Here is a 21946-nt window from a genome sequence, read left to right as displayed (position 1 = left end):
AGCATCACGCCCCGTACTTCTTAAACAGCTCTTCAAACTGGGCGTTCGTCTCGTCTATGAGTGCCCTAACGTTCTCGACTTCCGGCTCATACTTCATACGGCCTATCTTCTCCCTGACTTGGAGCTTGGCTATCTCTTCGACCGGAACGCCCCTATCAACTGCCTCCATCGTCCTCTCGTAGAAGTTGAGGATTACACGCATCATGGTGACCTGCTTCTTCGGCGGGCAGTAAGTGTCGACCTCGTCGAATGCATCCTGCTGGAGGTAGTCCTCGCGGAGCATTCTGGTGATGATGAGTATCGCCTTCTCCTTGTCGGGCAGTGCGTCTGGACCGACAATACGGACGATTTCCTGGAGTTCGGCCTCCTTCTGGAGGAGGGCCATGGCTTGGTCGCGCATCTTCCTCCACTCCGGGTCAACGTTGCTGTGCCACCAGCCCTGGATTGAGTCAACGTAGAGCGAGTAGCTCCTAAGCCAGTTGATAGCCGGGAAGTGCCTCCTCCTCGCGAGGTCAGCATCGAGCGCCCAGAAGACCTTAACGACACGGAGGGTGTTCTGGACGACCGGCTCGCTGAAGTCACCGCCGGGCGGTGAAACGGCACCAATGACCGAGACACTACCGATCCTCTCGTCGCTCCCAATGGTCACAACGCGACCGGCTCTCTCGTAGAATTCGGCTATCTTTGAGGCGAGATAGGCAGGATAACCCTCCTCACCGGGCATCTCCTCGAGACGGCCGGAAATCTCACGTAGGGCTTCGGCCCACCTTGATGTGGAGTCCGCCATGAGCGCGACGTCATACCCCATATCTCTGAAGTACTCGGCAATGGTAATCCCTGTGTAGATTGAGGCCTCGCGCGCGGCAACGGGCATGTTGGAGGTGTTGGCTATAAGGACGGTTCTTTCCATGAGTGGCTTTCCTGTCTTTGGGTCCTTGAGCTTGGGGAACTCCTCAAGAACGTCGGTCATCTCGTTACCGCGCTCACCACAACCGATGTAGACGACAACCCTAGCGTCGCTCCACTTTGCCAGCTGGTGCTGGGTGACGGTCTTCCCCGAACCGAACGGGCCGGGGATTGCTGCGGTTCCACCCTTGGCCTGGCTGAAAAAGGTGTCTATCGTCCTCTGGCCGGTGATGAGCGGAACCTCCGGTGGGAGCTTGTTCTTGTAGGGCCTCTTGAGACGGACAGGCCAGCGGTGGTACATCTTAAGCTCCTCTAAACTCCTGTCCGGCTTCTTGACCTTGGCAATGACCTCCTCGATGGTGTAGTCGCCCTCCTCAACAACCTCGATTATCTCACCTTCGACCCCTGGCGGAACGAGGATTTTGTGCTCTATAATGCTCGTCTCGGGGACTACGCCGAGGACGTCTCCGCCAACTACCCTGTCGCCGACTTTAACCTTTGGCATGAAGTGCCACTTCTTGTCCCTTGGCAGAGCGGGAGCGGTGAGACCCCTCGCTATGAAGTCGCCGCTCAGGTCTCTAAGTGTGTTAAGAGGTCTTTGAATACCGTCGTACATGGCCGTCAGGAGGCCTGGACCGAGCTCAACGCTGAGTGAGGCGCCGGTTCCCTCGACCGGCTCACCGGGTCTTATACCCGCGGTCTCCTCGTAGACCTGGATGACTGCCCTATCGCTCTCAAGACGGATGATTTCTCCTATAAGCCCCATCTCTCCGACACGAACGACCTCATACATCTTCGAGCCTTTCATTCCGTCGGCAACAACCAGCGGACCGGTAACGCGAATTATCCTTCCCATTTACCTCACCTCTTCAGCTCAACACCAATAGCCCTACGGACTATCTCCTTAATCGTCTTCTCTCCAAGTCTTGAACCGGATTTATCCGGTATCTGAAGGATGATTGGAAGCGTAACCTCCGGGAGTTCAATCCTCCGGGCGAAGCCCTCGGTTATCAGTATGATACCCACGTCGTCCCGCTCTACCAGCTCTTTAAGCTTGTTCTTGAGCATTTCCATTTCAATCGGGGTGTTGTCGAAGGCGTAAACCTCGTGAGCACCCGCAAGCTTGAATCCAAGGGCAGTGTCCCTTTCGCCAAGAACCGCTATTTTCATGCGACATCACCCACCAGCTCCTTTATTCTCTCCGGCTGAAGGCCGTCGCTGATGAGCTTGGCTATCGCCCTGAGCTTCTTTACTTCCCTCTCCTTCTGGAGGATGTAGACGAGTGGAGCGGCGACGCTCAGCGGGTAGAACCTGTTAAGCTCGTTCATCCTTTTGAGTATGTAGCCGTTGAGGACCTTCTCGAGAACTCCAAGATCCCTCTCGACTTCCTCCCTGACGTCCCTGATTACGGGTCCATACTTCGTTGAGTCGAGTTCAGCTAGGGCCATGCCGAGATCCTCAACATGGAGCAGCGACTCAAGCTTAATGCTTCCCCCGGGAATGAGCATGGGTCTTATCTCCTCCGCAGGGAGCTTTGCAGCCTTGGCCCTTAGAACCGTCAGGATGTTCATTTTGTCTATTTTGAGTCTGACGAACTCCTCTAGGATTGTTCTTTCCTCGTCCTTCTTCGAAAGTGCATAGTTGAGCAGCTTTCTGTAGTGCATCCTGTAAAGCTCCGTCTCAAAGGTTCTGACGTCTATCTCATCCAGCAGGAGCTTCTGGTAGGGTTCTTCGTAGGGAGTGCCCTCGAGGATGACCAGGATCTCTTCAATGCTCTTCGCTTCCGCTATGGCATTTGCTCTCGGGAACATGAACCCTATTTCCATTACGTAATCCTCGGCGGGTTCTCCCGCGAACTTTGCCTTGATGACGCTCGTGATGTTCCTGACGTCCCACTCCTCGAGGAGTAGCTTGAAGAACGGGTTGACCCTCTTGGGGAGTATTTTAGCCATCATCTCGTAGGTTCCCGCGAGGGCCTCTTCAAACGCCCTTTCTATGGATTCGACGTTGTAGCTCTGGATCTCGACGAAGTAGTTCCTGTAGTCTGTATCCTCCAAACTGACCGCGAAGTCCTGAAGAGTTCCGCTCTCTGCAAGCTCGTTGAACCTCTGCTCTGTCAGGAGCCTGGCCTCCATTGCCTTTATCCTCGCGTTAGGATAGGAGTATGGTGTGTATTTGTAGATAATCAACGATGTCTTGTAGCCCACCCATGTGAACACCAGTGCCAGTGTCGTGTCGAGTATCCCGCTCACCGCTCCGACTTCCATTTTCCTCACCCGAAGAGAGCCTTGGCTATCTCTGCCCTAAGCTCGCTCTCGAAGCGTTCTATCCTGGCATCAAATGTGTTGTCCACCCTCACGGTTCCGTCCGGGGTTTCGACGATAACACCGCCTATGGTCTTCACGGGTTCTCCGAGTTTGACATCCACTCGATTTCCAAGCTTCTCGGTGAGGGCTTTCTTGAACTCCCCAAGCTTTCCTGATACGATGTTAAGGGTCTTCTCGTTGGAGCGGACGACGATGCTCTCGGTTCCAAGCTCCTCAACTGCCCTGGCGGTGAGGTTCACGAGCATCGGGAAGTAGTCTTCCTCTGGAAGATTGGCAAGCCTCTCGCGAAGGGCCTCAATGACCTCCCTGATCAGTCCCTCCTGAATCTGTAGGCGCTTCTTCCTGACTTCAAGGCGGGCGTTGGCTATTATTCTCTGCTTCTCTATCTCCGCCTGGGTTTTTGCCTTCCGGAGTATCCACTCCGCCTTTGCCTCGGCCCTTTCCCGTGCCTCGGTCTTTATCTTCTTGCCTTCTTCCCTTGCCTCACTGAGAAGGTACTGTATCTTCTCCTCCGCTTCCCTGTTTATCTCCTGGATGATCAGCTCTGCCCCTTCCATCCTCCTTCCTCCTTTGGAATCAAAGAAAGATGGTGGAGTCAGAAGCCGACTCCAGTGACGATCATTATCAGCGCGCCGACGAGACCGAAGATGGCCATAGTCTCGGCCATTGCCGCGAAGATGATTCCCTGGGTGAAGGTCTTCGGGTTCTTGGCGACGGCACCTATTCCAGCGCTGGCTATGACACCCTGAGGTATGGCCGAGAGGCCGGTGAGGCCGACGGTGAGGCCGGCACCGAGCAGTATGGCGCTCTTGACTATGTTGTCCGGGTTGTTGGCGGTGAACTTGAAGCCGCCGCCGAGGATTCCCGAGACCATCAGGATGAGGAACAGCGTAATCAGCCCGTAGATACTCTGGGTCATGGGCAGGCCCTCGAGTATTAGGGCGTTCTTGAAGTTCTTCTCGTCCTCGGCAACGACTCCAGCAGCCGCTGCACCTGCCACACCAACACCGAAGGCCGAGGCGGCTCCGGCAAGACCGGCCGCAAGTGCGGCTCCAAGGGATACGTAAACTATCGGATCCATCCTTCCTGCACCTCCTTAAGCTTCAAGCTCCAGTTCGGAAACTTCTCTTTTCGCCTTGAAAGGCTCGAAGGGTTTTCCATCACCTGAGTAGAACGTTCCAAAAAACTCAACATACTGCAGACGGAGCGAGTGAACGAAGGCTCCGAGCGAGTTGATGGCGACCGAAAACAGCTGGCCGCCTATAAACAGTATGACGCCGATTATGGGGCCGATGTAAAGGAGTTTGAAGCCCCATATCATCTGAACGAGGATGTTTACGACCATGGCTATTCCCGAGGTTGCCAGTGCGAGCGCCATCAGCCTTGCGTAGCTGAGCCAGCTACCGACGAAGCCGAAGAAGTCTGAGATTATGAGCAGTGCTGCCAGTCCCTTGTTGTTGATCACCTCACCCACCGCGAAGAGCAGCAGACCGATTCCGAAGAGAGCCTCCCCGGTTAGCTTGGCGTTATGGTTGCCGCTTGCGAGGGCGAGAACCACTATTCCAAGTATGATAAGCATCCAGGAAAGCTGATCTAAGATGGCACCCCTCTTGTCGCCGTTCTTAAGTTTAACTGTGAACCCTATGGTATAACCGGTGAAGAGATGGGCGAGACCTATTGCCAGTGCAAGCTGGAGTACTATGAGCGCGTTCTCAAAGGTGTCCCAGACGCGCGGGACGTGGAAGCCAGCCAAATCAAGTGCGTTGCCGAAGTAGCTGCCGAATATTGCACCCATGAACATCGTGAAGAACGAGCTTATGAGGAGTGTGTAGGCAAACTTGTAGGTGCCGTCGTTGAACTTCCTGTGCCCCTTGACGAGAAGGGCCGCTACCAGGCCGACGATGAGACCATACATAAAGTCCGTGAGCATGAACCCGAAGAAGAACGAGTAAGTGAAGGTTATTATCGGAGTCGGGTCTATCTCGTCGTACTTTGGAACGCCGTACATCTCGGTGAGCATCTCGAAGGGCTTCGCCCAGCCGGGGTTGTTGAGCTTTATCGGTATGTCCTCCAGTTCATCTTCCCTCGGCTCGCGGATGTTGATGTAAGCCTTCCCCTCGGTGATCCTCTTAATACCCCCCAGAACCTCTGGAACGTTGACCCTTGGGAGCCAGCCGGTTAATGCAAAGGTTATGTTGGTCCTCGCAAGCATTGGCAAGACCGCCGACTTGTCGCGCTCGTTCTCCATGAGCTCTTGATAGAATACAACGTCGTCGTAGTACTTCTCCGCCAGGGTTTCCGCATCCTTCTTGGCCTGTTCAAGTTCCTTCTCCTTTGTCCTGAGTTTTTCCTCGTACTCGCGGATGAGTTCTTTTGGAGTGCCCTTTCCCTCCGGGATTTCGATCCTCTCAAGGGAGTACTTGGCTAATACCGGGTTGAACTTTTCATAATCCCTCTTGAGGAAGACGAAGACTACCAAAACCTTGTCCTTGAAGTTCCTGGATACAAGAACTGTTCTCCCCTCTGTGGCCTTCTGAACTTCCTCAACAAGGGGCTTAAACCTGTTTCTGTCTATCGTACCGACGACTACCTCGAGCATGTTCGTGGAACGGAGGTATGAAACGTCAACTTTGAGAAAAGACAGTAGATCCAGAATTTCCATGCCTTCTTTGATTTTGTCTATCTCCGCCTGGGTGGAGTTGATTTTGCCCTCGGCGGCCTTGACCTCAGGTTCTACCCGGAAGAGGAAACCTTCAACTTCTTTTATGAGATTCTCGATGCCCTCATAACGGTATTTCTTCTTGGGCCTCTCTGGTGGGGATATGAACTCCTTTATACCTCCTTTGCCTTTCTTCCTGTATTCCCTAAGGAAGTCAACGAGCCTTGAAATCGTTATGCTGTATGATGCGGCCTTCCTGTGGTACTCGCTGGGCGAGTCCTTCTGGGCTACCCTGACCCTCAGGTCCCTTACCTCCACTGCTCCGTTCTCGTGGAGGTAGGTGAGGAGAGTATCCTTGTAGCGGTTGAGTGTTATTACCTCGATCTTTACCATTTCCTCGGGACGGAACATCTCAGCTCCCTCTCACGAGTGCTATACCTGCGGAGATGGCGTTCTCAAGGTTGTTGGTGGCCTTAACCTTGAGGTTTTGAATCTCCCTCTCGCCCTCTTCAAGGACCTTCTTGGCCTCCTCCTTACCCTCAAGACGGGCCTTCTCAACTAGGGCTGCGGCTTCCTTCTCGGCGTTTTCGATGACTTCTTTCTCAATTAGCTTGGCCTCCTCCCTTGCTTTGAGGACTATCTCCTTGGCTTCGACCTCGGCCTTCTCAATGCGTTCCTCTGCCTCCCGTTCCGCGTCAACAATCTGCTTGATGACGTCTTCCATGATTAGCCCCCCAATGATCCTAAAACAGGTTACCCTTCCACGTCGATTTTGGCTATCCTAATCTCTTTAAATAGTTTTTGCTTTCTAAACCACATCCAGAAAGAAACATGAGGTTAAAAAATTCAATAGTGAAAAATATTTGGGTATTCAACCCCCTTCCTTTTCCTTTCTCCTCTCAAGTAAATCCTTGATGCCGTTCAGGGCACTGTTCTTAGCGAATATTATGACTTGACCCTTCTCGGGTAACTTTGTATCGCCAGAGGGGATTATGAGGTTGCCCTTCTCATCGTAAACTGCCACCATGAGTGAGTCCCTCGGGAGCTTCAGGTCTTTCACAAGCTTTCCTGCTATCTCGCTCGCTTCATCGATGTTGAACTTGACTATTTCCGCTCCTTCCTTCGGGAAGAGCACCCTGTTGAAGCCCGGCGTTGTTATGTTCCTGCTTATGTACTCAGCCGCTATCTCCTCAGGTGAGATAACGAAGTCGAAGTACCTCTTGAGGTCTGTTACCTCTTCGAATATCATCCTGTTCTTGGGATTGCCTATCCTGAGTGAGGTTCTGACCTTGGGGTTCAGGTGTTTGGCCAGGATGCAAGCGAGTAGGTTCGCGTCGTCTTTTCCAGTTAAAGCGGCGAATGCATCGGCCTGTTTTATGTTCGCTTCCTCCAGCGTTTTCGGGTCTGTTGCATCGCCCTCGATAACCAGCCCGTTGATGAGAAGGGAAAGGGCCTTGGCCCTCTCCTTGTTCATCTCAATTATGGTGACGTCGTGGCCGTCTGCCTCAAGCATCTTGGCAACGAGGAAGCCGACCCTTCCCGCGCCCATTATCACGACGAACATCAATCCTCACCGATCAGGTACTTGGCTATCTCGGCGTAGGCCGGCCTGGTGACGAGTATTCCAATGAGGACTCCCAGTATCGTCGTGAATGCGAATCCCTTGAGCGTTCCGACGAAGTACACCAGTAGGAAGCTCATAGCGGTTATAGTGGTCGCTGCCGACGCGAATATGACAAAGAATGCCCTTCCCATCCTCTTCAAGATGCTTGAGCGCCTAGCTATCCTAGTGCTCCTGTCGCCGCTGAGTAGTTCGTCAGTTATGACAACCTGCTGGTCAACTCCAGTGCCTATTGCCGCTATGATACCGGCGATGCTTGGTAGATCGAGGTTCCACTTTATGAGGGCCGCGAACCCAAGGATGATAGTGACCTCGAAGAGGCTCGTGCTGGCGACGGGTATGGCTATCTTCCACCTCCTGTAGTGGAGGTATATTATCGCTAAAACCGTCAGGAGTGCACCGATTCCGGCGTAGAACGCTTGGTTCTTAAAGTTTTCTCCAAGGCTTGGGGAGATATACTGCATTCCAACGACGTTGAGCTTCACCGGAAGCGAACCGCTCTTGAGAACGGTGTAGATTGTGTTTGCATCCTGCTCCGCGGCCACCCTGTTGGAGGCGCTTCCGCTTATCTGAACGTCCTGCTGGGGGTTTCCAACTGTAAGTCCCTTGCCAACGGCGTAGGGTCCGTAGAGGCCGAGTGCCTTGACTATGAGGGAGTAGTCGCTCTCACCGGGTCCCCTCTGGATGTAGGTGGCGGTGATGTTGAGGGATTCAAGCTCCTTCTGAAGACTTTGAGGAACGTCTATCAGAACAACTTTCTGCTTGCCTTGGGCGAGCTTGGCTATCTCCCCAGCACTCTGATTTGAGTAGATAACGGCGCTTATGTTGAATGCTTTCTCAATCCTATCGAGGAGCGTGGGTGCGTTTGGTGCCTGGGCGTTGAACTCCGTGCTGTTCATGAGGTGATAAACCTTGCTTGAGACCACGAGGAGGGAGTTAACCGGCGGGTCAAGGAACATGTCAACGGGCCATCCTGGCTTTCCTCTGACAAGCTCAGCGAACTTTTCGGCGGCGGCTTTTGAAATCCTGAATGGAACCGCCCAGGTATTGTCGGGCTTTATCTGGTAGATTCCAACGTACTCAACGTCTTTACCAGTTCCAAAGATGACTCCATTGAACTCCATGTAGAAGACACCCTGTTTCTCTATGACCTCCTTTATCTGATTGGCCTCTTCTTCTGTTACGTTGGCGACCTTGATGAGGACTATCTGGTTTCCTTGAGCCTCGACGGTTATGTCCCTCAGCCCGAGGGTGTTAAGCCTCTTCTGGAGCGAGGTGACGACTATCTGCATTGTATCACTGTTGACCGGGTGTTCGGTCTGGGCGACGAGGGCCACACCACCGGCTATGTCTATACCGTATGTGAGTGGTTTGAGCGCAAGGGTGGCTATCGAGCCTGTGAGGAACAGTATGAGGAGTATAATCCTCCAGTTTGTGAGGAGCTTTTTCGTTCTTCTGTTCATGCCCTACCCCCCCGGGGCTTTCTTGAGAGGTACCACTTTAGAACACCGGCGTTGAGAACCCACGTGTTCATGAAGTCAGTCAGGAGACCGAAGATGAGGACTATCGCTATGTTGTCGATGGTCTGACTGGTGGAGATGAGCCAGAGGACGAAGAGCGCTCCAAGGGTTGTGGTGCTCATGGTGAATCCCGTCGAGACCGCCGAGAGGTAGGCGTCCTCAATCGTGTCTTCTTTCCTCCTGAGGAGCTTTGTTGTCAGGAGGATGTTGCTGTCGACCGTGTAACCTATGAGCATCAGCAGCGCCGCTATCGTTGCGGTTGTAAGTTCTATCCTGAATACCCCCATGAGGGCCACGGCAACGGTCATGTCGGAGAGGGCCGAGAAGATGATGGTCATCGATGGAATCGGATCCCTGAAAAACAGGAATACTACCGCGGCCATTCCGAGAAATGCAAGGACTATTGCCTTTATTCCCTGTTTCTGGGCTATTTTTCCAAAGGTCGGCTGAACCTCGCTGTGTGTGTACTTTGCGTTGGGATACTTCTCTTTCATTAGGTTAATTATCTTCCCCGGGCTGGTTCCGATTGGAGCGTATATCCTCACGCCACTCGTTTCAATGCTTTTGAAGCTCTCAACATTAATCTCAATGCCGAGGTCCCTGCTAAGCTCCTTTGTAAGCTGGTCTGGATTGGCGTGGACACCGTAGGCGGTGACGACAACCCCACCACGCAGATCTATTCCCAGCGTTGGAAAGTGAACCGCGAGGAGAAGCAGCGCCACTACAAACACTATCAGGGGATAGGTTATCATCTTTTTGTAGTCCATCCTTGAAAGAAAACGGAGTTTCTCTCGCTCCTTTGCCTTGACAGATTTGGCAACAGGGAGCTTTGATTTCTTCTTGGGCTTTGACATAGGTTCACCCCGTCGTTAGTTTTAGCCGACTTGTCGTTAGTTGGGGGGAGCGGTTTTAAGATTAGCGGTTCACCGCCAGAGGTGGCCATCGATGAGTGTTATTGAGTGGAGCATGTACGACCCTTCTAAGATAGAACATAGCTCGGGCATTGGTCGAAAAATGGTTTTAGTCATGTGCTTTTGAAAAATTCCAGTAACAGCCGCTAAATTTCTGTTCAATTCATTACAGGCTGATTCAAAACAGTTCAACACAAAAACGGCCCGTTCACGGCTCTCCGCTTCAGGGCTTAACTTTAAAAAGGGTTCGTAATAGGAACAGCAGGAGGTGAGAGCCATGAGTGAGATAGAGACGATAGGATTCCACTACGTTGTTGAGGCTGCGGGCTGCGACCCCAATATCCTCGCTGATGCTAAAACGCTCAGGGAGATATTCCTCGAGGCGGCAAAGATCGGAAAGATGGAAGTTAAGATGACCCATTTCTTCAAGTTCTCACCAACTGGCGTTAGTGGTATGGTGGTCGTCGCCGAGAGCCACCTTTCAATACACACCTGGCCGGAGAACGGCTACGCGGCGATAGACGTCTACACCTGCGGTACGAAAGCAGACCCTGAGGGTGCGCTTGACTACCTCTTAGAACAGATAGGGGCTAAATACTCCCACGTTTCAGAGATAAAGCGTGGTATATACGAGGACGACGACACCTATACCCACATGATAATGACATGGGAAGAGGCACTCAGAAGAAATGGAAAGAACTAGGAAGTCACAGCGACTTCTCTATTTCCTCCTCTTCAGCATGTCGGTGAGTATCTCTCTAACGTTCTTGAGCTTTGCATTGAGCTCGCGGTTCTCCTCCTCGCACCTCTTGACGTCCCAGCCGAATCCTACCAAATTCCCCTACCTAAACTACCGCCGCTGAGGAGGACGACGTTCCTCTCTGGAATTCTTTCGTGGAGTACCTTGTCCATCCTGGGTTCTCTTCTTGACCCCCGCCACCACGGAATCACCCCCTTTAGTTACTTTTCATTACTATTATGACCTAACCTTCAACCCCTCAAAAAGGTCACGTTGTGTAAGAAAAGTCAGCGCTTCCTCCTGATAGACTCCCCGATGTCGGTCACGTTGAGGATGAACTTTCTCCCGCTCTCGGGGTTTATCCTGCCTATGCCAAGGATTATCCCGTTCTCATCGTAGATCACGAGCTTCTTCGTTCCCTGCCAGTTATAAGAGCGCACGCCGCTCCTTGGCACATCTTTGCCCGTCGTGAACAAAAAGCCTGCCTTTGGGGGTAATACGGCATAGTTCTTCTCGACCTCGACGAAGTAGAAGAACTCAACGTTGGGGTAGAACCTCTCAACTAGGTTGTCCACCTTTATCGTGCCTACGAAGGTTCCGTAGGAGTAGGGCTTCATCCTAAGGTTCTCTATCTCAGTCCATACTTTTTCGTTCACAGCGTAGACGTCCCTGAATTTGCCCTCAACTACCGCGAAGGTGTGGTGCTTTAGCTCGCCGTACTTCTCAGCCTCACGCAGTATGAGGTCGTACTCCCACGATGAAGCGCGCCTGTACCTGAGGAACTCAGCCATCGCTATCCCCTTCAAACTCCTCTATCAGCTCTGCAAAGCCGTCCATGTCGGTTCTCTCAAACTCCCTTTCAAATTCTAGGCCAAGCTCCACTATCTCCTTAGGGCTTATCGTGGTTTCCGGCTCCTCCGCGTTTATCCCGGGACAGTTCTCGTCGTAGTAGAGCCACAGTGTCTGCCCCCTGTAGTGGAAAGGCTTCTCGCCTTCAACGCCGAGGGGCTTCCTCGAGACCATGAAAGGATAAATCCTGCAGATAATTGGATTGACATCGTGGATTTTGCATTTGCCAGTTTCAGGGTCGTGGAAGACGCAACCGAGGTCCCACTCCCTCACCGAGAGCACGAAGCGGATCTGGTTGCCCTCAACGGAAAACGTAACGAAGTCCTGGGGATCATAGCCTTTCCGTGCGATTCTCTCTATGTCCTTTCGTGTTAAGTAGATGTGCCTCCCGCGGCAGCAGTCGAGGCAGTACAGGCATTTGAACGGCACGGGCTCGGTGAATGGTTTGGGTTTGAAGCGCATGGAGCCACCTCATGTGTTCAAATGGGCGTCGAACTCTTTACTCTTTTTGTAGTCTGCGTAGCCTTTGTCGAGTCTCTTCGCCACGTAGGGACCGTTCTTTCTGTAACCGAACTTCCGGTAGTAGTTCCTCACGCCGACGCCGCTTATGACGAGCATCTTCCTGACGTCGAACTCCTCCCTCGCTATCCTCTCCGCCCCCATCAAAAGCTCCCTGCCGTAGCCGCGGTGCTGCCACTCATACTTCGGCTTTCCACCTATTGGCACGAGCGGGCCGTAGACGTGGAGCTCCCTTACTATCGCCGACGGGCAGCAGTTTATCTCCTTTCTGTGGGTTTTTTCGCTCGGGATTCTCAAGCGGATGAAGCCAATGAGGATGTCGTTTTTGGTGTCCTCAAAGCTCAGGAATATCTCCCTTCCTCCAGCGGCCTCGTAGTCCTCACGAAGCAACTCAATGTGCTCGATTTCAGGTTCGATTCCGAACTTTTCCATTTGATGGCCGACTTCCCTAAAGCGAATCTCCCTTGGCCTTATACCGCGCTTTATAAGTTCGTTGAAGACGAGTTGGCCGAGGTTGGAGTGCTTGACGCCGGCAACGATGAGCTTTGCCGGTATGTCGCGCTGAATCCTCATGACGCGGACCCACTTGGGGAAGTACCTGTACGCCTCAACGAGCAGTTTAACGGCTTCCTCCGTCGTATACGGGCGGTATTTTCCGGCCTTGTACCAAGCGTAGAGCGGAGCGTCGGCCGTCACAAGCGTCGGGTATATCTTGAGCATGTCAGGCCTGAAGCGGGTATCCTCGAAGATTGTCTTAAATGTGTAAAGGTCGCGCTCAAGGTTGCTTCCAGGGAGACCGGGCATTATGTGGTAGTTGATCTTGAGACCCGCGTCCCTCAAAAGCTGGGTGGCCTTAACTATCTCCTCGACACCGTGTCCCCTCTTCGTCCTCTCGTGGATGAAGTTGAACACCGTCTGGACTCCGAGTTCGACGCGGGTGGTTCCAAAGTGGAGCATTCTGTCTATCTGCCTCTCAAAGGCCCAGTCCGGGCGCGTCTCTATCGTTAAACCTACCATCCTCACCTTAGCCCTCTCGTTCTTCCTCTGCTCGTCCTCGAGGTAGTAGTAGGGCTTCCTGTGCGTTTTAAGCCAAGCTCCCCTGAATGCGAGGTCTTCCTCAAGAACCGACTCGTCTTTCTTCACTATTAACCTGACAAGCTTCTCCTCAAGGTTTTCAACGTCTTTAAAGTGCGGGAAGTCATTCATCGCCTTGAAAGCCTCTTTGACGAACCACTCCTGGTAATCGAGGTCAACCGCGGGGAAAGTTCCACCCTGGATTATCACCTCTACCTTGTCAACGTCGTGGCCTATGTCCGTGAGCTGCTTTAGGCGGCGCATCATGATGATGTAGGGATGGTAAGCGCTCTGGACTGCCCTTAAAGCAGAAGGTTCCTTCCCCGTGTAGCTCTGGGGGGAGCCTACGGCCGGCCCGCCGGGGCAGTAGATGCACCTTCCATGGGGGCATGGAAATGGCTTTGTCATCATAGCAACGACGGCAACGCCGCTTATGGTTCTGGTGGGCTTTCTCCTGAGCAGATCTCTAAAGCGCTCGCGCTCCCCCTCTGGAATCGCCTTCAGGATATCCGAGTTGCCCGGAATCTTTGAGAGGTGATACTTACGCGACACAACTATCTTGTAGCGGTTAAGCTCTTCTCTACTCTTTATCTCGCCGGAAAGAACCGCCCCTGCTATCTCCTCTACCGCCTTCTCAAAGCTCTCTCCGTTCATGTTCCCCACTCCCGCCCCAGATTGGGGGGCGGTTTTAAAAGGGTTTGCCGAAGGGCAAAGTTTATATTCACTTAGTGAATAATTCAGTTGGTGAATAAAATGCGTTTCATAAACCGGGAGTGGGAACTGAAAGTACTTGAAAAGGCACGCGAACGCTCGAAGAGAAAGCTCTACACCATGGCAATATACGGATTGAGGCGGGTGGGTAAGACGAGGCTTATAAGGGAGTTTTTGAGTGGGAATGGCCTCTACTTCTTCGTCAACCGCGGGAAAAGCTCCACCGCCCTTTTGAGGGAGTATTCCGGGATACTAAAGGAGAGGGGGGTGCTTGGAAAAATGGAAGAGCTAAAGAGATGGGATGATTTCTTTGAAGTCCTGTTTGAGCGCTTTGAAGGGGTAGTTACCTTCGACGAGTTCCAGGACTTCAGATTCGTTGAGCCGGCCGTTTATCCGACCCTCCAGCGGTTTATAGATGATGGGGAGGACAGAAAAAATCTTCTGATGGTGTTTACGGGATCAACGATTGGAATGATGGAGAAGCTGTTCAGGGATTCAAAGGAGCCGCTTTACGGGAGAATAAAGAGGGAGCTAAACCTTCAGCCTCTCGACGTTAGGGGAAGCTACGGGATGGCAAAAGAGCTTGGAATTGGAGGCATTGATGATTTTATCGTTCTCCATTCCGTTCTTGGAGGTTTTCCCCGGTACTGGGTGGCGATTGAGGACGAGGGGCTGGAAGGTGAAAGCGCCGAGAAAATCATCGAGGAGCTGGTCTTCTCCTATTCAGCCCCGTTGGAGGAGGAAGTGCCCAGAATACTATCCCTCGAGTTTGGAAAGCGCTCCGGTGTCTATTACGACATCCTCGAAGCCATAGCCAATGGGGCAACTTCACCGGGCGAGATAGCTGGGTACCTGAACAGAAAGGAAACCTCGATAACGAGACAGCTCCACGAACTCGTGAACTACTTCAAGCTGGTTGACTACGACAGGGCGGTTTTGGGAAAAAGAGACGTCCTCTACATTCGACATCCGTTCCTGAACTTCTGGTTCCGCTTCGTGCACCCGAAGATGAGCGAGTACGAGGCCGAGAGAGAAAGGCTCTGGAAGGACGTTAAGGGCAACCTCCCAGACTACGTTGGAAAGAGGTTCGACTTCACCTGTAGGGGAATCCTGAGGCTTGCTGGGGATTACCTCCCCTTTAAGCCGATGGTTGTGGGAAGACACTGGGGCCACTACCGAGAGGATGGGAACAGGAGGGTCTACGAAGTCGACATTGTGGCCCTCGACACCGAAAGAAAACGGGCACTCTTCGGGGAGTGCAAGTGGAGGAAGAGGGCACAGGACGGGGAGAAACTTCTTAAAGAGCTGAAGAAGAAGGCAGAACTAACGGGCTGGACGGGCGAGGCGTATTACCTCATCATCGCGAGAAAGCTCAAGAACATCCCGGAAAACGTTATAGCCCTCGATGGGAATAAAATCAAAAGCATAATGGAGGGTGAAAAATGAACCGCGATGAACTTGTCTCTTTCCTCGATGAATACTTAAATGTGCCGGCCTACCCTGACAAATCGAGCAACGGCCTCCAGGTGGAAGGGAAGCCCGAAGTCGAGCGTGTTGCCTTTGCAGTAGATACGACGCTGAAAACCATCGAACGCGCCGCAAAAGCCGGCGCCGACATGATGATCGTCCACCACGGCATGATATGGGGCGGTTTGAACTACATCACGGGGGTGCACTACAAGCGCCTTAAAGCCCTCCTGGAGAGCGGTCTGAACCTCTACGCAGCTCATTTGCCTCTCGATGTCCATCCGGAGGTCGGGAACAACGTTGAACTTCTGAAACTCCTCGGTTTAGAGCCGAAGGGACCATTTGGAGAGTACAGGGGGCTGTCGATAGGCTACTGGGGTGAGTTTGAAAGGCCAGAACCGATTGAGAAAGTCGCTCAGATAATAGCCGAGAAGCTCGACGCAACGGTAAAAACCTACGAGTTCGGAAAACGCGAGATAAAGACCGTAGGGGCCGTCAGCGGGGAGGGGGCGTTCGCCCTAGAAGAGGCCTGGAAGAAGGGCATCGACCTCCTGATAACAGGGGAGTTCGGGCACGCTGACTACCTGACGGCGATAGACCTTCCTCAGAGTGTCCTCGTTGCCGGGCACTACAAGACGGAGACGCTTGGGGTTAAGGCCCTTATGGGACTCTTGAAGGAGCGCTTTGGCCTTGACGTCTTCTTCATAGACGAGCCAACCGGGCTGTAACTACCTTCCATTTTTTGATTGTAAATACCTACACAAAAGCGTTAATAACCGTTGGAGCGTATATAACCCGGTGATTCTATATGAACAAGGCCCTCGCGATAATGGCAATAATCACCATAGCCCTCTCGGCCTACGCCTTGGCAACGGCGCAGCTTCCTCCAGCGAGCATCAGCTACAAAGAAGTCTTCTACATAAACAACCAGAGCGTGACGTTTGTAACCAAGGATGGGTTTGGGCTCTTCGCCATGCACATAGAACCACGCGTTAACTCCTTTAATCTGAGGATGGAGTTTCCCAAGGGCACCACTTACCTGATACGCTACGGTAACAAAGAGTACCACGGAACGAACGAGTTTCAGGTTACCGTTAACAAAGATACCGTTCCGACTGAGGTCTACGTCCAATTCCAGCTTCCACCTGAACTGATAAGAAAGCTTGTCTACGAAAACGGAGAGGCTAAGATCATCGTAAGGGGCGACAAGGCGCCGATATGGCACGCTGAGGACACGGTCTACATCAAGTACCGCAAGGAGAAGAAGTGATCCCGGTCATTTCTTTTTCCACATCTCCGGGGGACATGAACCGGAGGTGCATTCCGATTTCCTCAGCGTAGTTGAGAACCCAGCCGGGTTTGGCGTTTCTGAAGGGAGTTACAATCCAAAGCTCCGGAAAACCTGCCCTGTGGGCTTTGACAACATCGTAGAGCAGCCTCTGGGGAAACCACTTGAAAGAGGCCTCAAGTTCAATCGCAACGAGCTTTTTATCCCCGTTAAGAACTGCCACGTCTATCCGCGTGCCGTCGGGCGTTCTGTACTCGGAAACCGCCCTTAAGCCGAGTTCCTCGGCCAGTAAGATGATTTGTTTGGTTAGGGTTTTGACCTTGATTTTGGACACCCTCTATAACAGTAGTGCCACAATCACAGGAGGCAATTTGCACAAATCAGGTTTTTTCTCCTTAAAAATTATGATCTCTGCGGGTTGCCTCTGATTCAATTTACTTTCCACTTTTGCCATGACAGGAGTCAAGAAGTCATATAAAAATACCAGAAATTTCGAATTTTCCAAACCCTTGATATGATGAATATAAATTCTTAGCTCCATGTGATTTGGACTAATTTCCCCCAATGATATTATCATTGTTTCATTCCTAAAGTTGAACCTAAGAGTGGAGTTCTTGAGAAGAACCTTCTCTAAATCACCACATTTTTCGAGGTCTGATTTAAGGATTTTAAAAACTAAGAAGAGATATTTCAATGAATATCATCTCCCAAATTAACTGAAATTAGCCGAGCCTCTTCTTCACCTCTTCTATCGCCTCTTCAGCCTTCAACGGGTTCTTTATCCTGCCCTGTGCCAATTCCTTCCTTCCGCCACCGCCACCGCCGGCGACGCTCGTTATTACCTTCGCCAGCTCTCCAGCTTTGAGGTCGAGGCCGTCTCCCACGGCAACGACGAAGTGTCCCTCCCTCGTTATCAAAACCACAACGCGCTTCTCCTTTCTGAGTTTGTTCGCCGCCTCACGGAGGTCGTCTATCGTCCCTTCAACGACCCTGCCGATGAACTCGACTTCTCCGATCTTCTCGACCTCGCTCTCAAGCTCGTAGACGAGGAGCTTCGCCAGTTCCTTCCTGAGCTTCTCGGCCTCCTTCTTCGCGGCCTTCCATTCGCCGAAGAACCTTTCTGCGGTTTCCGGCACCTTCTCCGGTGGAACGCGGAAGGTCTCAGCCGTCTTCTTGAGGAGTTTCTCGGTCTCCTGCATCCAGTTGATAGCGGCTTCCCCTGCCGCGAAGATTATCCTCTCAACGCCGTCCTGTATTCTCTCTGTCCTGAGAATCTTTATCGGGCCGATTAAGCCGGTATTCGGCAGGTGCGTCCCGCCACAGGCCTGAACGTCCCAGTCCTCTATCTTAAGCACGCGGATTACCCTTCCGGGGACGACTCCACCCTGATAAAGCCTGAACCCGTACTTCATCTCGGCCTCGGTCCTCGGGAGCCATTCCCAGGTTACCTTTCTGTTCTCCATTACAATGCGGTTCGCCAAGCGCTCGATTTCCCTCAGCTCCTCCTCTGTGATGCGCTTGTAGTGGGACACGTCAAGGCGTGCCCAATCGGTGTGGAGCTGTGAACCGGCCTGCCAGACGTGCTTTCCTAAAACGCGAACGAGCGCGCCCATGAGGACGTGGGTTCCCGTGTGGTGGCGCATGTGCTGTATCCTTCTGTCCCAGTCCAGCCTCCCGTGGACTTTGGCTCCTTCCTTGAAAAGCCCTGGCCTCTCGACCTTATGGAGGATGACCTTTCCGACCTTCTGGACGTTGGTCACCTTGACTTCCTCACCGTTTACGGATAAAAGGCCCGTATCATAGGGCTGGCCTCCTCCTTCAGGATAGAAGGCGGTTCTATCAAGTACTACCCAGCCGTCTATGACCTTTAGCACCTCCGCATCGAACTCCCTCATGAACGGGTCCTCGTAGTAGAGTGTTCTCGTGTCAGGTAACTCCTCCACCAGCTCGAAGTCGACGACATACTCTGCCGCAGTCTTCTTCTCGGCCTTTTCTGCCTTCTCCGCTATGAGGGTGTAGAAGTTGTCCGGTATCTCGACCTTTATACCTTCTTTCTCCGCGACCTCGGCCACTATCTCCGGGGTTAAACCGTGGCTCTCGTAGAAGAGCATGAGCTTGTCGAGCGGAAGCTCGTTTATGCCCCTCTTTTTGAGTTTTGCTATCTCGCGCTTCACGAGGTCGCTTCCCCTCTTGAGCGTCTCCTGATAGCGTCTCTCCTCAACGTTGATTATGTCGAGGATTACCTCCTCCATCTCCTTAAACTCCGGGTAGGTCGGCGAAAGCTCCTTTATGTGCATGGCAACGATTTCGCTCAGCGGGAGCTCGAGGCCAAGTTCGCGGAGGTGTCTTATGCTCTTCCTGATGAGCAATCTGGCGAGATATCCCGCTTTCACGTTGGACGGGATTACCCCGTCGGCCAGCATGATGGTGAGGGTCTTCGTGTGGTCAGCTATTGCGTAGACAAGCTCGTAGGGTCTTACAGCCTTCTCAAGCTCCCCGACGCTTATGCCGACCTTTTTGGCCACCTGCTCCCTTAGATAGCGCAAATCGCCCATGTCCTCAATGTCGAACATTCCAGCGAGGCGGGAGTTCTCCATGAGGATGCGCTCATCTATCTTCCCTATGCCTGCCATTTTCTTCAACGGCTCGACGATGTAGCCGAGAACCGCGTCGTAGGCCGTTGGAGTTCCGTGGCTCATCCATACCAAACGCTCAAGGCCGTAGCCCGTGTCGACAACACGCGTCTCCATCGGAACGTAGTAGTCGCCCTTTATCTCGACGACTTGACTCGGGTCGGCGTTTTCTGGAGCTTTCTTGTACTGCATGAAGACGAGCGTCGCGACCTCAAGACCGCGGTAGAGCACCTCGAAGGCAGGCCCGGCATTTCCCCCACCGGCCCACGGGTTCTCCTTGAAGGTTATGTCCTCGGCCTTCATACCCAGCTCCTTGGTGAAGAACTCGAAGGCAAGCTCAACGGTCTCGTCCATCCAGTAAATCGGCTTGCCCGGGTAGTTAAAGGCGTGGTGGGCCATCATCTCGAACATCGTGAAGTGCCTGCCAGTTATTCCGACGTTGTCTATGTCAGTAAAGCGAATCGACGGCTGGCTTATCGTGAGCGGGTTCGCGGGTGGGTCGGCCTCTCCGCTTATGACCCACGGCTGGAAGTCCATGATTGAAGCCCCAACGAGGAGAACGTCATCGCGCCAGCGCGGCAGAACTGGAAAGCGCTTAACCCTTCCGTGCCCATGCTTCTCGAAGAACCTCAAAAAGGCCTCGCGCATCTCGTCTAGGGTGTATTTCCTTGGAATTCCGGGTTTTCCGATGAAGGAGTACTCGTCACACGGCGGGTCTCCGCAGGTCTCTCTGTCCGGGTCGAGCGTCCAGAAGAACTTTCCGCACTTCGGGCACTGCTTTCTAATCCATCCCTCTTCCTTAAACATCCTCGTGCTCATGTCCATACTCATAACCTTCACCTCTTTAAGCTAAACTAAGAAGAGTCTCGCATTAATTAAGGTTTCTGGTCGTCCTTGAGGCCCGGGCCGAGGTCAACGTCAACGTCCTCAAAGTCCTCCTCGTTGATAATGACGTGGGGAAGCTTCAACGACCTCAGGAGTTCGGTAAGGGTCTTCTCGCGCCTTTCCATCAGCTCGAGCCTGTGGCGAAGGTTCGCGTTCTCTATCGCCAGGCTGTTGGCCTCGTCTACCTTCAGGCGGAGCTGCATCTTTAGCTTGTTTATCCGCTCCTCCAGTTCCACTATCGAGCGCTCAAGCCTGTCGATTTCCTCAATGTACTCCTGGTAGAGGTGCTCCCGTATCATATCGGTCAGCCCCTTGGAAATCATCACCTCTCAGGGGGCTCCAGACTCATCATCCCAGATAAGCATCCCACAGGATGCTTCAAACTTCATGAGTGTTAATCCTTAATAACCTTCAGGTACCTCCATGAGGCGCTTTGAAGTACGAATAATTAGGAAAATGTGGGGAATCTATAGCTTGTATGAGGACTAAAGCCCCAAAAGTTTCACTATTTCCTTTATGGCGTTCTCCTTTTCCAGAATCCTCTGTTCACCACTCTCCATATCCCTTATCGTTACCTTCCCCTCCTCTAGGTCCCTCTTCCCAATGAGGACGACGTAGGGAACGCCGAGCCTGTCGGCGTAGTCAAGGGCCTTTCTTACCTTCCTGCCCGTCAGCTCAACGTCCGCTTTAATGCCTGCCCTTCTCAAGGTGGAGACGACCTCAGTGGCGGCCCTTTTGACCTCTGCGTCCTTCCCTATCGGAACCACATAAACATCAGGTCTGAGCTTTGGCTCCGGAATGAGGTCTTTCCACTCGAGTATCGGGATGAGCCTCTCGATTCCTATGGCAAAGCCCGTTGCCGGGGTAGGCTTTCCACCGAAGACCTCTATTAGGTTGTCGTACCTGCCGCCGCCACCAACTGATCCGATTCCGAGGTCGTTCGGCGCTATCGCCTCAAAGACGACGCTCGTGTAGTAGTCAAAGCCCCTGGCGATTCCAAGGTCTATCCTTATCCACCTGGAAATGCCGTAGGCATCGAGCAGATCAACAAGCTCGTAGAGGCGCTTGATCTCGGCTTTCGCTTCCTCGCTCGTGAAAAGCTCCTCCGCCTTCGGGAGAACCTCATCCGGAAGGCCTTTAATGTCAACCAGCGCGAGAACCTTCTTAACGCCGTCGTCGTTTAAACCGAATTCCTTAAGCGCTCCAATGAAATCCTCCCTGCTCATCTTGTCCTTCTTGTCGATGAGCCTCATGAGTCCGATGTCATCTTTAACGCTGATCATCTTCGCGAACTCGTCGAGCAGAACGCGGTCGCCGATGTTAACCGTGAACTCCTTCAAACTGGTCGCGAGGTAGCTCTCGACGAAGAGCGCTATGACTTCGGCATCGGCCTCAACCTTATCGCTCCCGAGGAGTTCAACGCCCGCCTGCCAGAACTCACGGTAGCGGCCGCTCTGTGGTTCTTCGTAGCGGAACATGTTGGCCATGTAATACCACTTCACGGGCTTTGGAGCGTTCTGGAAAGAGTTGACGTAGAGACGGGCGACGCTCGAGGTCATGTCCGGCCTGAGGGAGAGGTTTCTCCCGCCCTTGTCGTCGAAGGCGTAGAGCTGCTCAACGACCTCCTCACCGCTCCTCAGCTTGAAAAGCTCTGTGTACTCAAAGGTGGGCGTGAGAACCTCATGAAAGTTATACCTCTCGAATACATTCCTTATTCTCTCGAAGATCCATCTCCTCTTTGCCATCTCCTCCGGGAGCAAGTCTCGCGTTCCCTTAACCTTCTCGAGCCTCTTCATCCTCAACCCTCCTCGCTAAGAAAAGTGGAAGGGGGTTAAAA

Annotated in this window: 22 protein-coding genes; 4 read left to right on the top strand and 18 right to left on the bottom strand. The window is 52.8% G+C overall.

Annotated features, from left to right (window positions below):
* Positions 1-4: 4 nt before the first annotated feature.
* The 10 genes from MV421_RS09985 to MV421_RS09940 form a co-directional block, all read right to left on the bottom strand.
* Positions 5-1762 carry an ATP synthase subunit A gene (locus tag MV421_RS09985; protein ID WP_297518306.1) on the bottom strand — a complete coding sequence of 586 codons (1758 nt, stop codon included), beginning with the start codon at positions 1760-1762 and terminating at the stop codon, positions 5-7.
* 5 nt (positions 1763-1767) lie between these two features.
* Positions 1768-2076, bottom strand: coding sequence for a V-type ATP synthase subunit F (locus tag MV421_RS09980; RefSeq protein WP_297418629.1), 309 nt, complete (start codon positions 2074-2076; stop codon positions 1768-1770).
* The gene (locus MV421_RS09975) at positions 2073-3173 is read right to left on the bottom strand and encodes a V-type ATP synthase subunit C (RefSeq protein WP_297503988.1); all 1101 of its coding nucleotides are present in this window, start codon (positions 3171-3173) and stop codon (positions 2073-2075) included. Before MV421_RS09975 ends, MV421_RS09980 begins: the two co-directional genes overlap by 4 nt.
* 5 nt (positions 3174-3178) lie before the next feature.
* Positions 3179-3790: a V-type ATP synthase subunit E gene (locus MV421_RS09970; RefSeq protein ID WP_297418634.1), complete on the bottom strand. Its 612-nt coding sequence runs from the start codon at positions 3788-3790 to the stop codon at positions 3179-3181.
* A 38-nt stretch (positions 3791-3828) separates the two neighbouring features.
* Entirely contained in the window at positions 3829-4314 is a 486-nt protein-coding gene (locus MV421_RS09965; protein WP_297418637.1) for a V-type ATP synthase subunit K, read from the bottom strand.
* Positions 4315-4329: 15 nt separating this feature from the next.
* On the bottom strand, positions 4330-6303 hold the full coding sequence (locus MV421_RS09960) for a V-type ATP synthase subunit I (protein WP_297418640.1): 1974 nt from the start codon (positions 6301-6303) through the stop codon (positions 4330-4332).
* Between the two features lies 1 nt (position 6304).
* A complete protein-coding gene (locus tag MV421_RS09955) occupies positions 6305-6616 on the bottom strand; it encodes a V-type ATP synthase subunit H (protein WP_297418643.1) in 312 nt (103 codons plus the stop codon).
* A gap of 147 nt (positions 6617-6763) precedes the next feature.
* Complete coding sequence (locus MV421_RS09950) at positions 6764-7456, bottom strand: TrkA family potassium uptake protein (RefSeq protein ID WP_297418646.1); 693 nt, start codon at positions 7454-7456, stop codon at positions 6764-6766.
* The gene (locus MV421_RS09945; protein ID WP_297418647.1) at positions 7456-8976 is read right to left on the bottom strand and encodes a preprotein translocase subunit SecD; all 1521 of its coding nucleotides are present in this window, start codon (positions 8974-8976) and stop codon (positions 7456-7458) included. Before MV421_RS09945 ends, MV421_RS09950 begins: the two co-directional genes overlap by 1 nt.
* Positions 8973-9887 carry a protein translocase subunit SecF gene (locus tag MV421_RS09940; protein WP_297418651.1) on the bottom strand — a complete coding sequence of 305 codons (915 nt, stop codon included), beginning with the start codon at positions 9885-9887 and terminating at the stop codon, positions 8973-8975. Before MV421_RS09940 ends, MV421_RS09945 begins: the two co-directional genes overlap by 4 nt.
* Before the next feature lie 343 nt (positions 9888-10230).
* Here MV421_RS09940 and speD point away from each other — a divergent pair, with 343 nt between their 5' ends.
* A complete protein-coding gene (speD, locus tag MV421_RS09935; RefSeq protein WP_297418775.1) occupies positions 10231-10647 on the top strand; it encodes an adenosylmethionine decarboxylase in 417 nt (138 codons plus the stop codon).
* 323 nt (positions 10648-10970) lie between these two features.
* Here the strand turns inward: speD and MV421_RS09930 are convergent, their stop codons facing one another.
* Genes MV421_RS09930 through MV421_RS09920 form a run of 3 tightly spaced genes read right to left on the bottom strand, consistent with a single transcriptional unit; the run spans position 10971 to position 13779 of the window.
* A complete protein-coding gene (locus MV421_RS09930; protein ID WP_297418654.1) occupies positions 10971-11474 on the bottom strand; it encodes a hypothetical protein in 504 nt (167 codons plus the stop codon).
* Positions 11467-11994, bottom strand: a complete 528-nt coding sequence (locus tag MV421_RS09925; RefSeq protein WP_297418657.1) for a YkgJ family cysteine cluster protein — start codon at positions 11992-11994, stop codon at positions 11467-11469. Before MV421_RS09925 ends, MV421_RS09930 begins: the two co-directional genes overlap by 8 nt.
* 9 nt (positions 11995-12003) lie before the next feature.
* Positions 12004-13779, bottom strand: coding sequence for a tRNA uridine(34) 5-carboxymethylaminomethyl modification radical SAM/GNAT enzyme Elp3 (locus tag MV421_RS09920; RefSeq protein WP_297418776.1), 1776 nt, complete (start codon positions 13777-13779; stop codon positions 12004-12006).
* Between the two features lie 99 nt (positions 13780-13878).
* On the opposite strand from MV421_RS09920, the gene MV421_RS09915 reads away from it, so the two are divergent.
* The 3 genes from MV421_RS09915 to MV421_RS09905 all read left to right on the top strand — a co-directional run bounded on the left by MV421_RS09915 (position 13879) and on the right by MV421_RS09905 (position 16573).
* On the top strand, positions 13879-15282 hold the full coding sequence (locus tag MV421_RS09915; protein WP_297418777.1) for an ATP-binding protein: 1404 nt from the start codon (positions 13879-13881) through the stop codon (positions 15280-15282).
* Positions 15279-16031: a Nif3-like dinuclear metal center hexameric protein gene (locus tag MV421_RS09910; RefSeq protein ID WP_297418660.1), complete on the top strand. Its 753-nt coding sequence runs from the start codon at positions 15279-15281 to the stop codon at positions 16029-16031. Before MV421_RS09915 ends, MV421_RS09910 begins: the two co-directional genes overlap by 4 nt.
* 80 nt (positions 16032-16111) lie before the next feature.
* Positions 16112-16573 carry a hypothetical protein gene (locus MV421_RS09905; protein ID WP_297418663.1) on the top strand — a complete coding sequence of 154 codons (462 nt, stop codon included), beginning with the start codon at positions 16112-16114 and terminating at the stop codon, positions 16571-16573.
* On the opposite strand, the gene MV421_RS09900 is transcribed toward MV421_RS09905, so the two are convergent.
* From MV421_RS09900 to hisS, 5 genes are all read right to left on the bottom strand, one after another.
* Positions 16548-16925 carry a hypothetical protein gene (locus MV421_RS09900; protein WP_297418666.1) on the bottom strand — a complete coding sequence of 126 codons (378 nt, stop codon included), beginning with the start codon at positions 16923-16925 and terminating at the stop codon, positions 16548-16550. The two genes, MV421_RS09905 and MV421_RS09900, sit on opposite strands and share 26 nt — an antisense overlap.
* A gap of 3 nt (positions 16926-16928) precedes the next feature.
* The gene (locus MV421_RS09895) at positions 16929-17285 is read right to left on the bottom strand and encodes a hypothetical protein (protein WP_297418710.1); all 357 of its coding nucleotides are present in this window, start codon (positions 17283-17285) and stop codon (positions 16929-16931) included.
* Positions 17286-17313: 28 nt separating this feature from the next.
* Positions 17314-20055: an alanine--tRNA ligase gene (gene alaS / locus MV421_RS09890; RefSeq protein WP_297418713.1), complete on the bottom strand. Its 2742-nt coding sequence runs from the start codon at positions 20053-20055 to the stop codon at positions 17314-17316.
* Positions 20056-20099: 44 nt separating this feature from the next.
* Positions 20100-20408 carry a hypothetical protein gene (locus tag MV421_RS09885; protein WP_297418778.1) on the bottom strand — a complete coding sequence of 103 codons (309 nt, stop codon included), beginning with the start codon at positions 20406-20408 and terminating at the stop codon, positions 20100-20102.
* A gap of 186 nt (positions 20409-20594) precedes the next feature.
* Positions 20595-21905 (bottom strand): histidine--tRNA ligase, encoded by a 1311-nt coding sequence (gene hisS, locus MV421_RS09880; RefSeq protein WP_297418779.1) that lies wholly within the window; start codon positions 21903-21905, stop codon positions 20595-20597.
* Positions 21906-21946: the final 41 nt, after the last annotated feature.

The sequence above is a fragment of the Thermococcus sp. genome (assembly GCF_027023865.1).
Lineage (GTDB): Archaea > Methanobacteriota_B > Thermococci > Thermococcales > Thermococcaceae > Thermococcus.
This window is presented reverse-complemented; position numbering and strand designations above follow the sequence as displayed.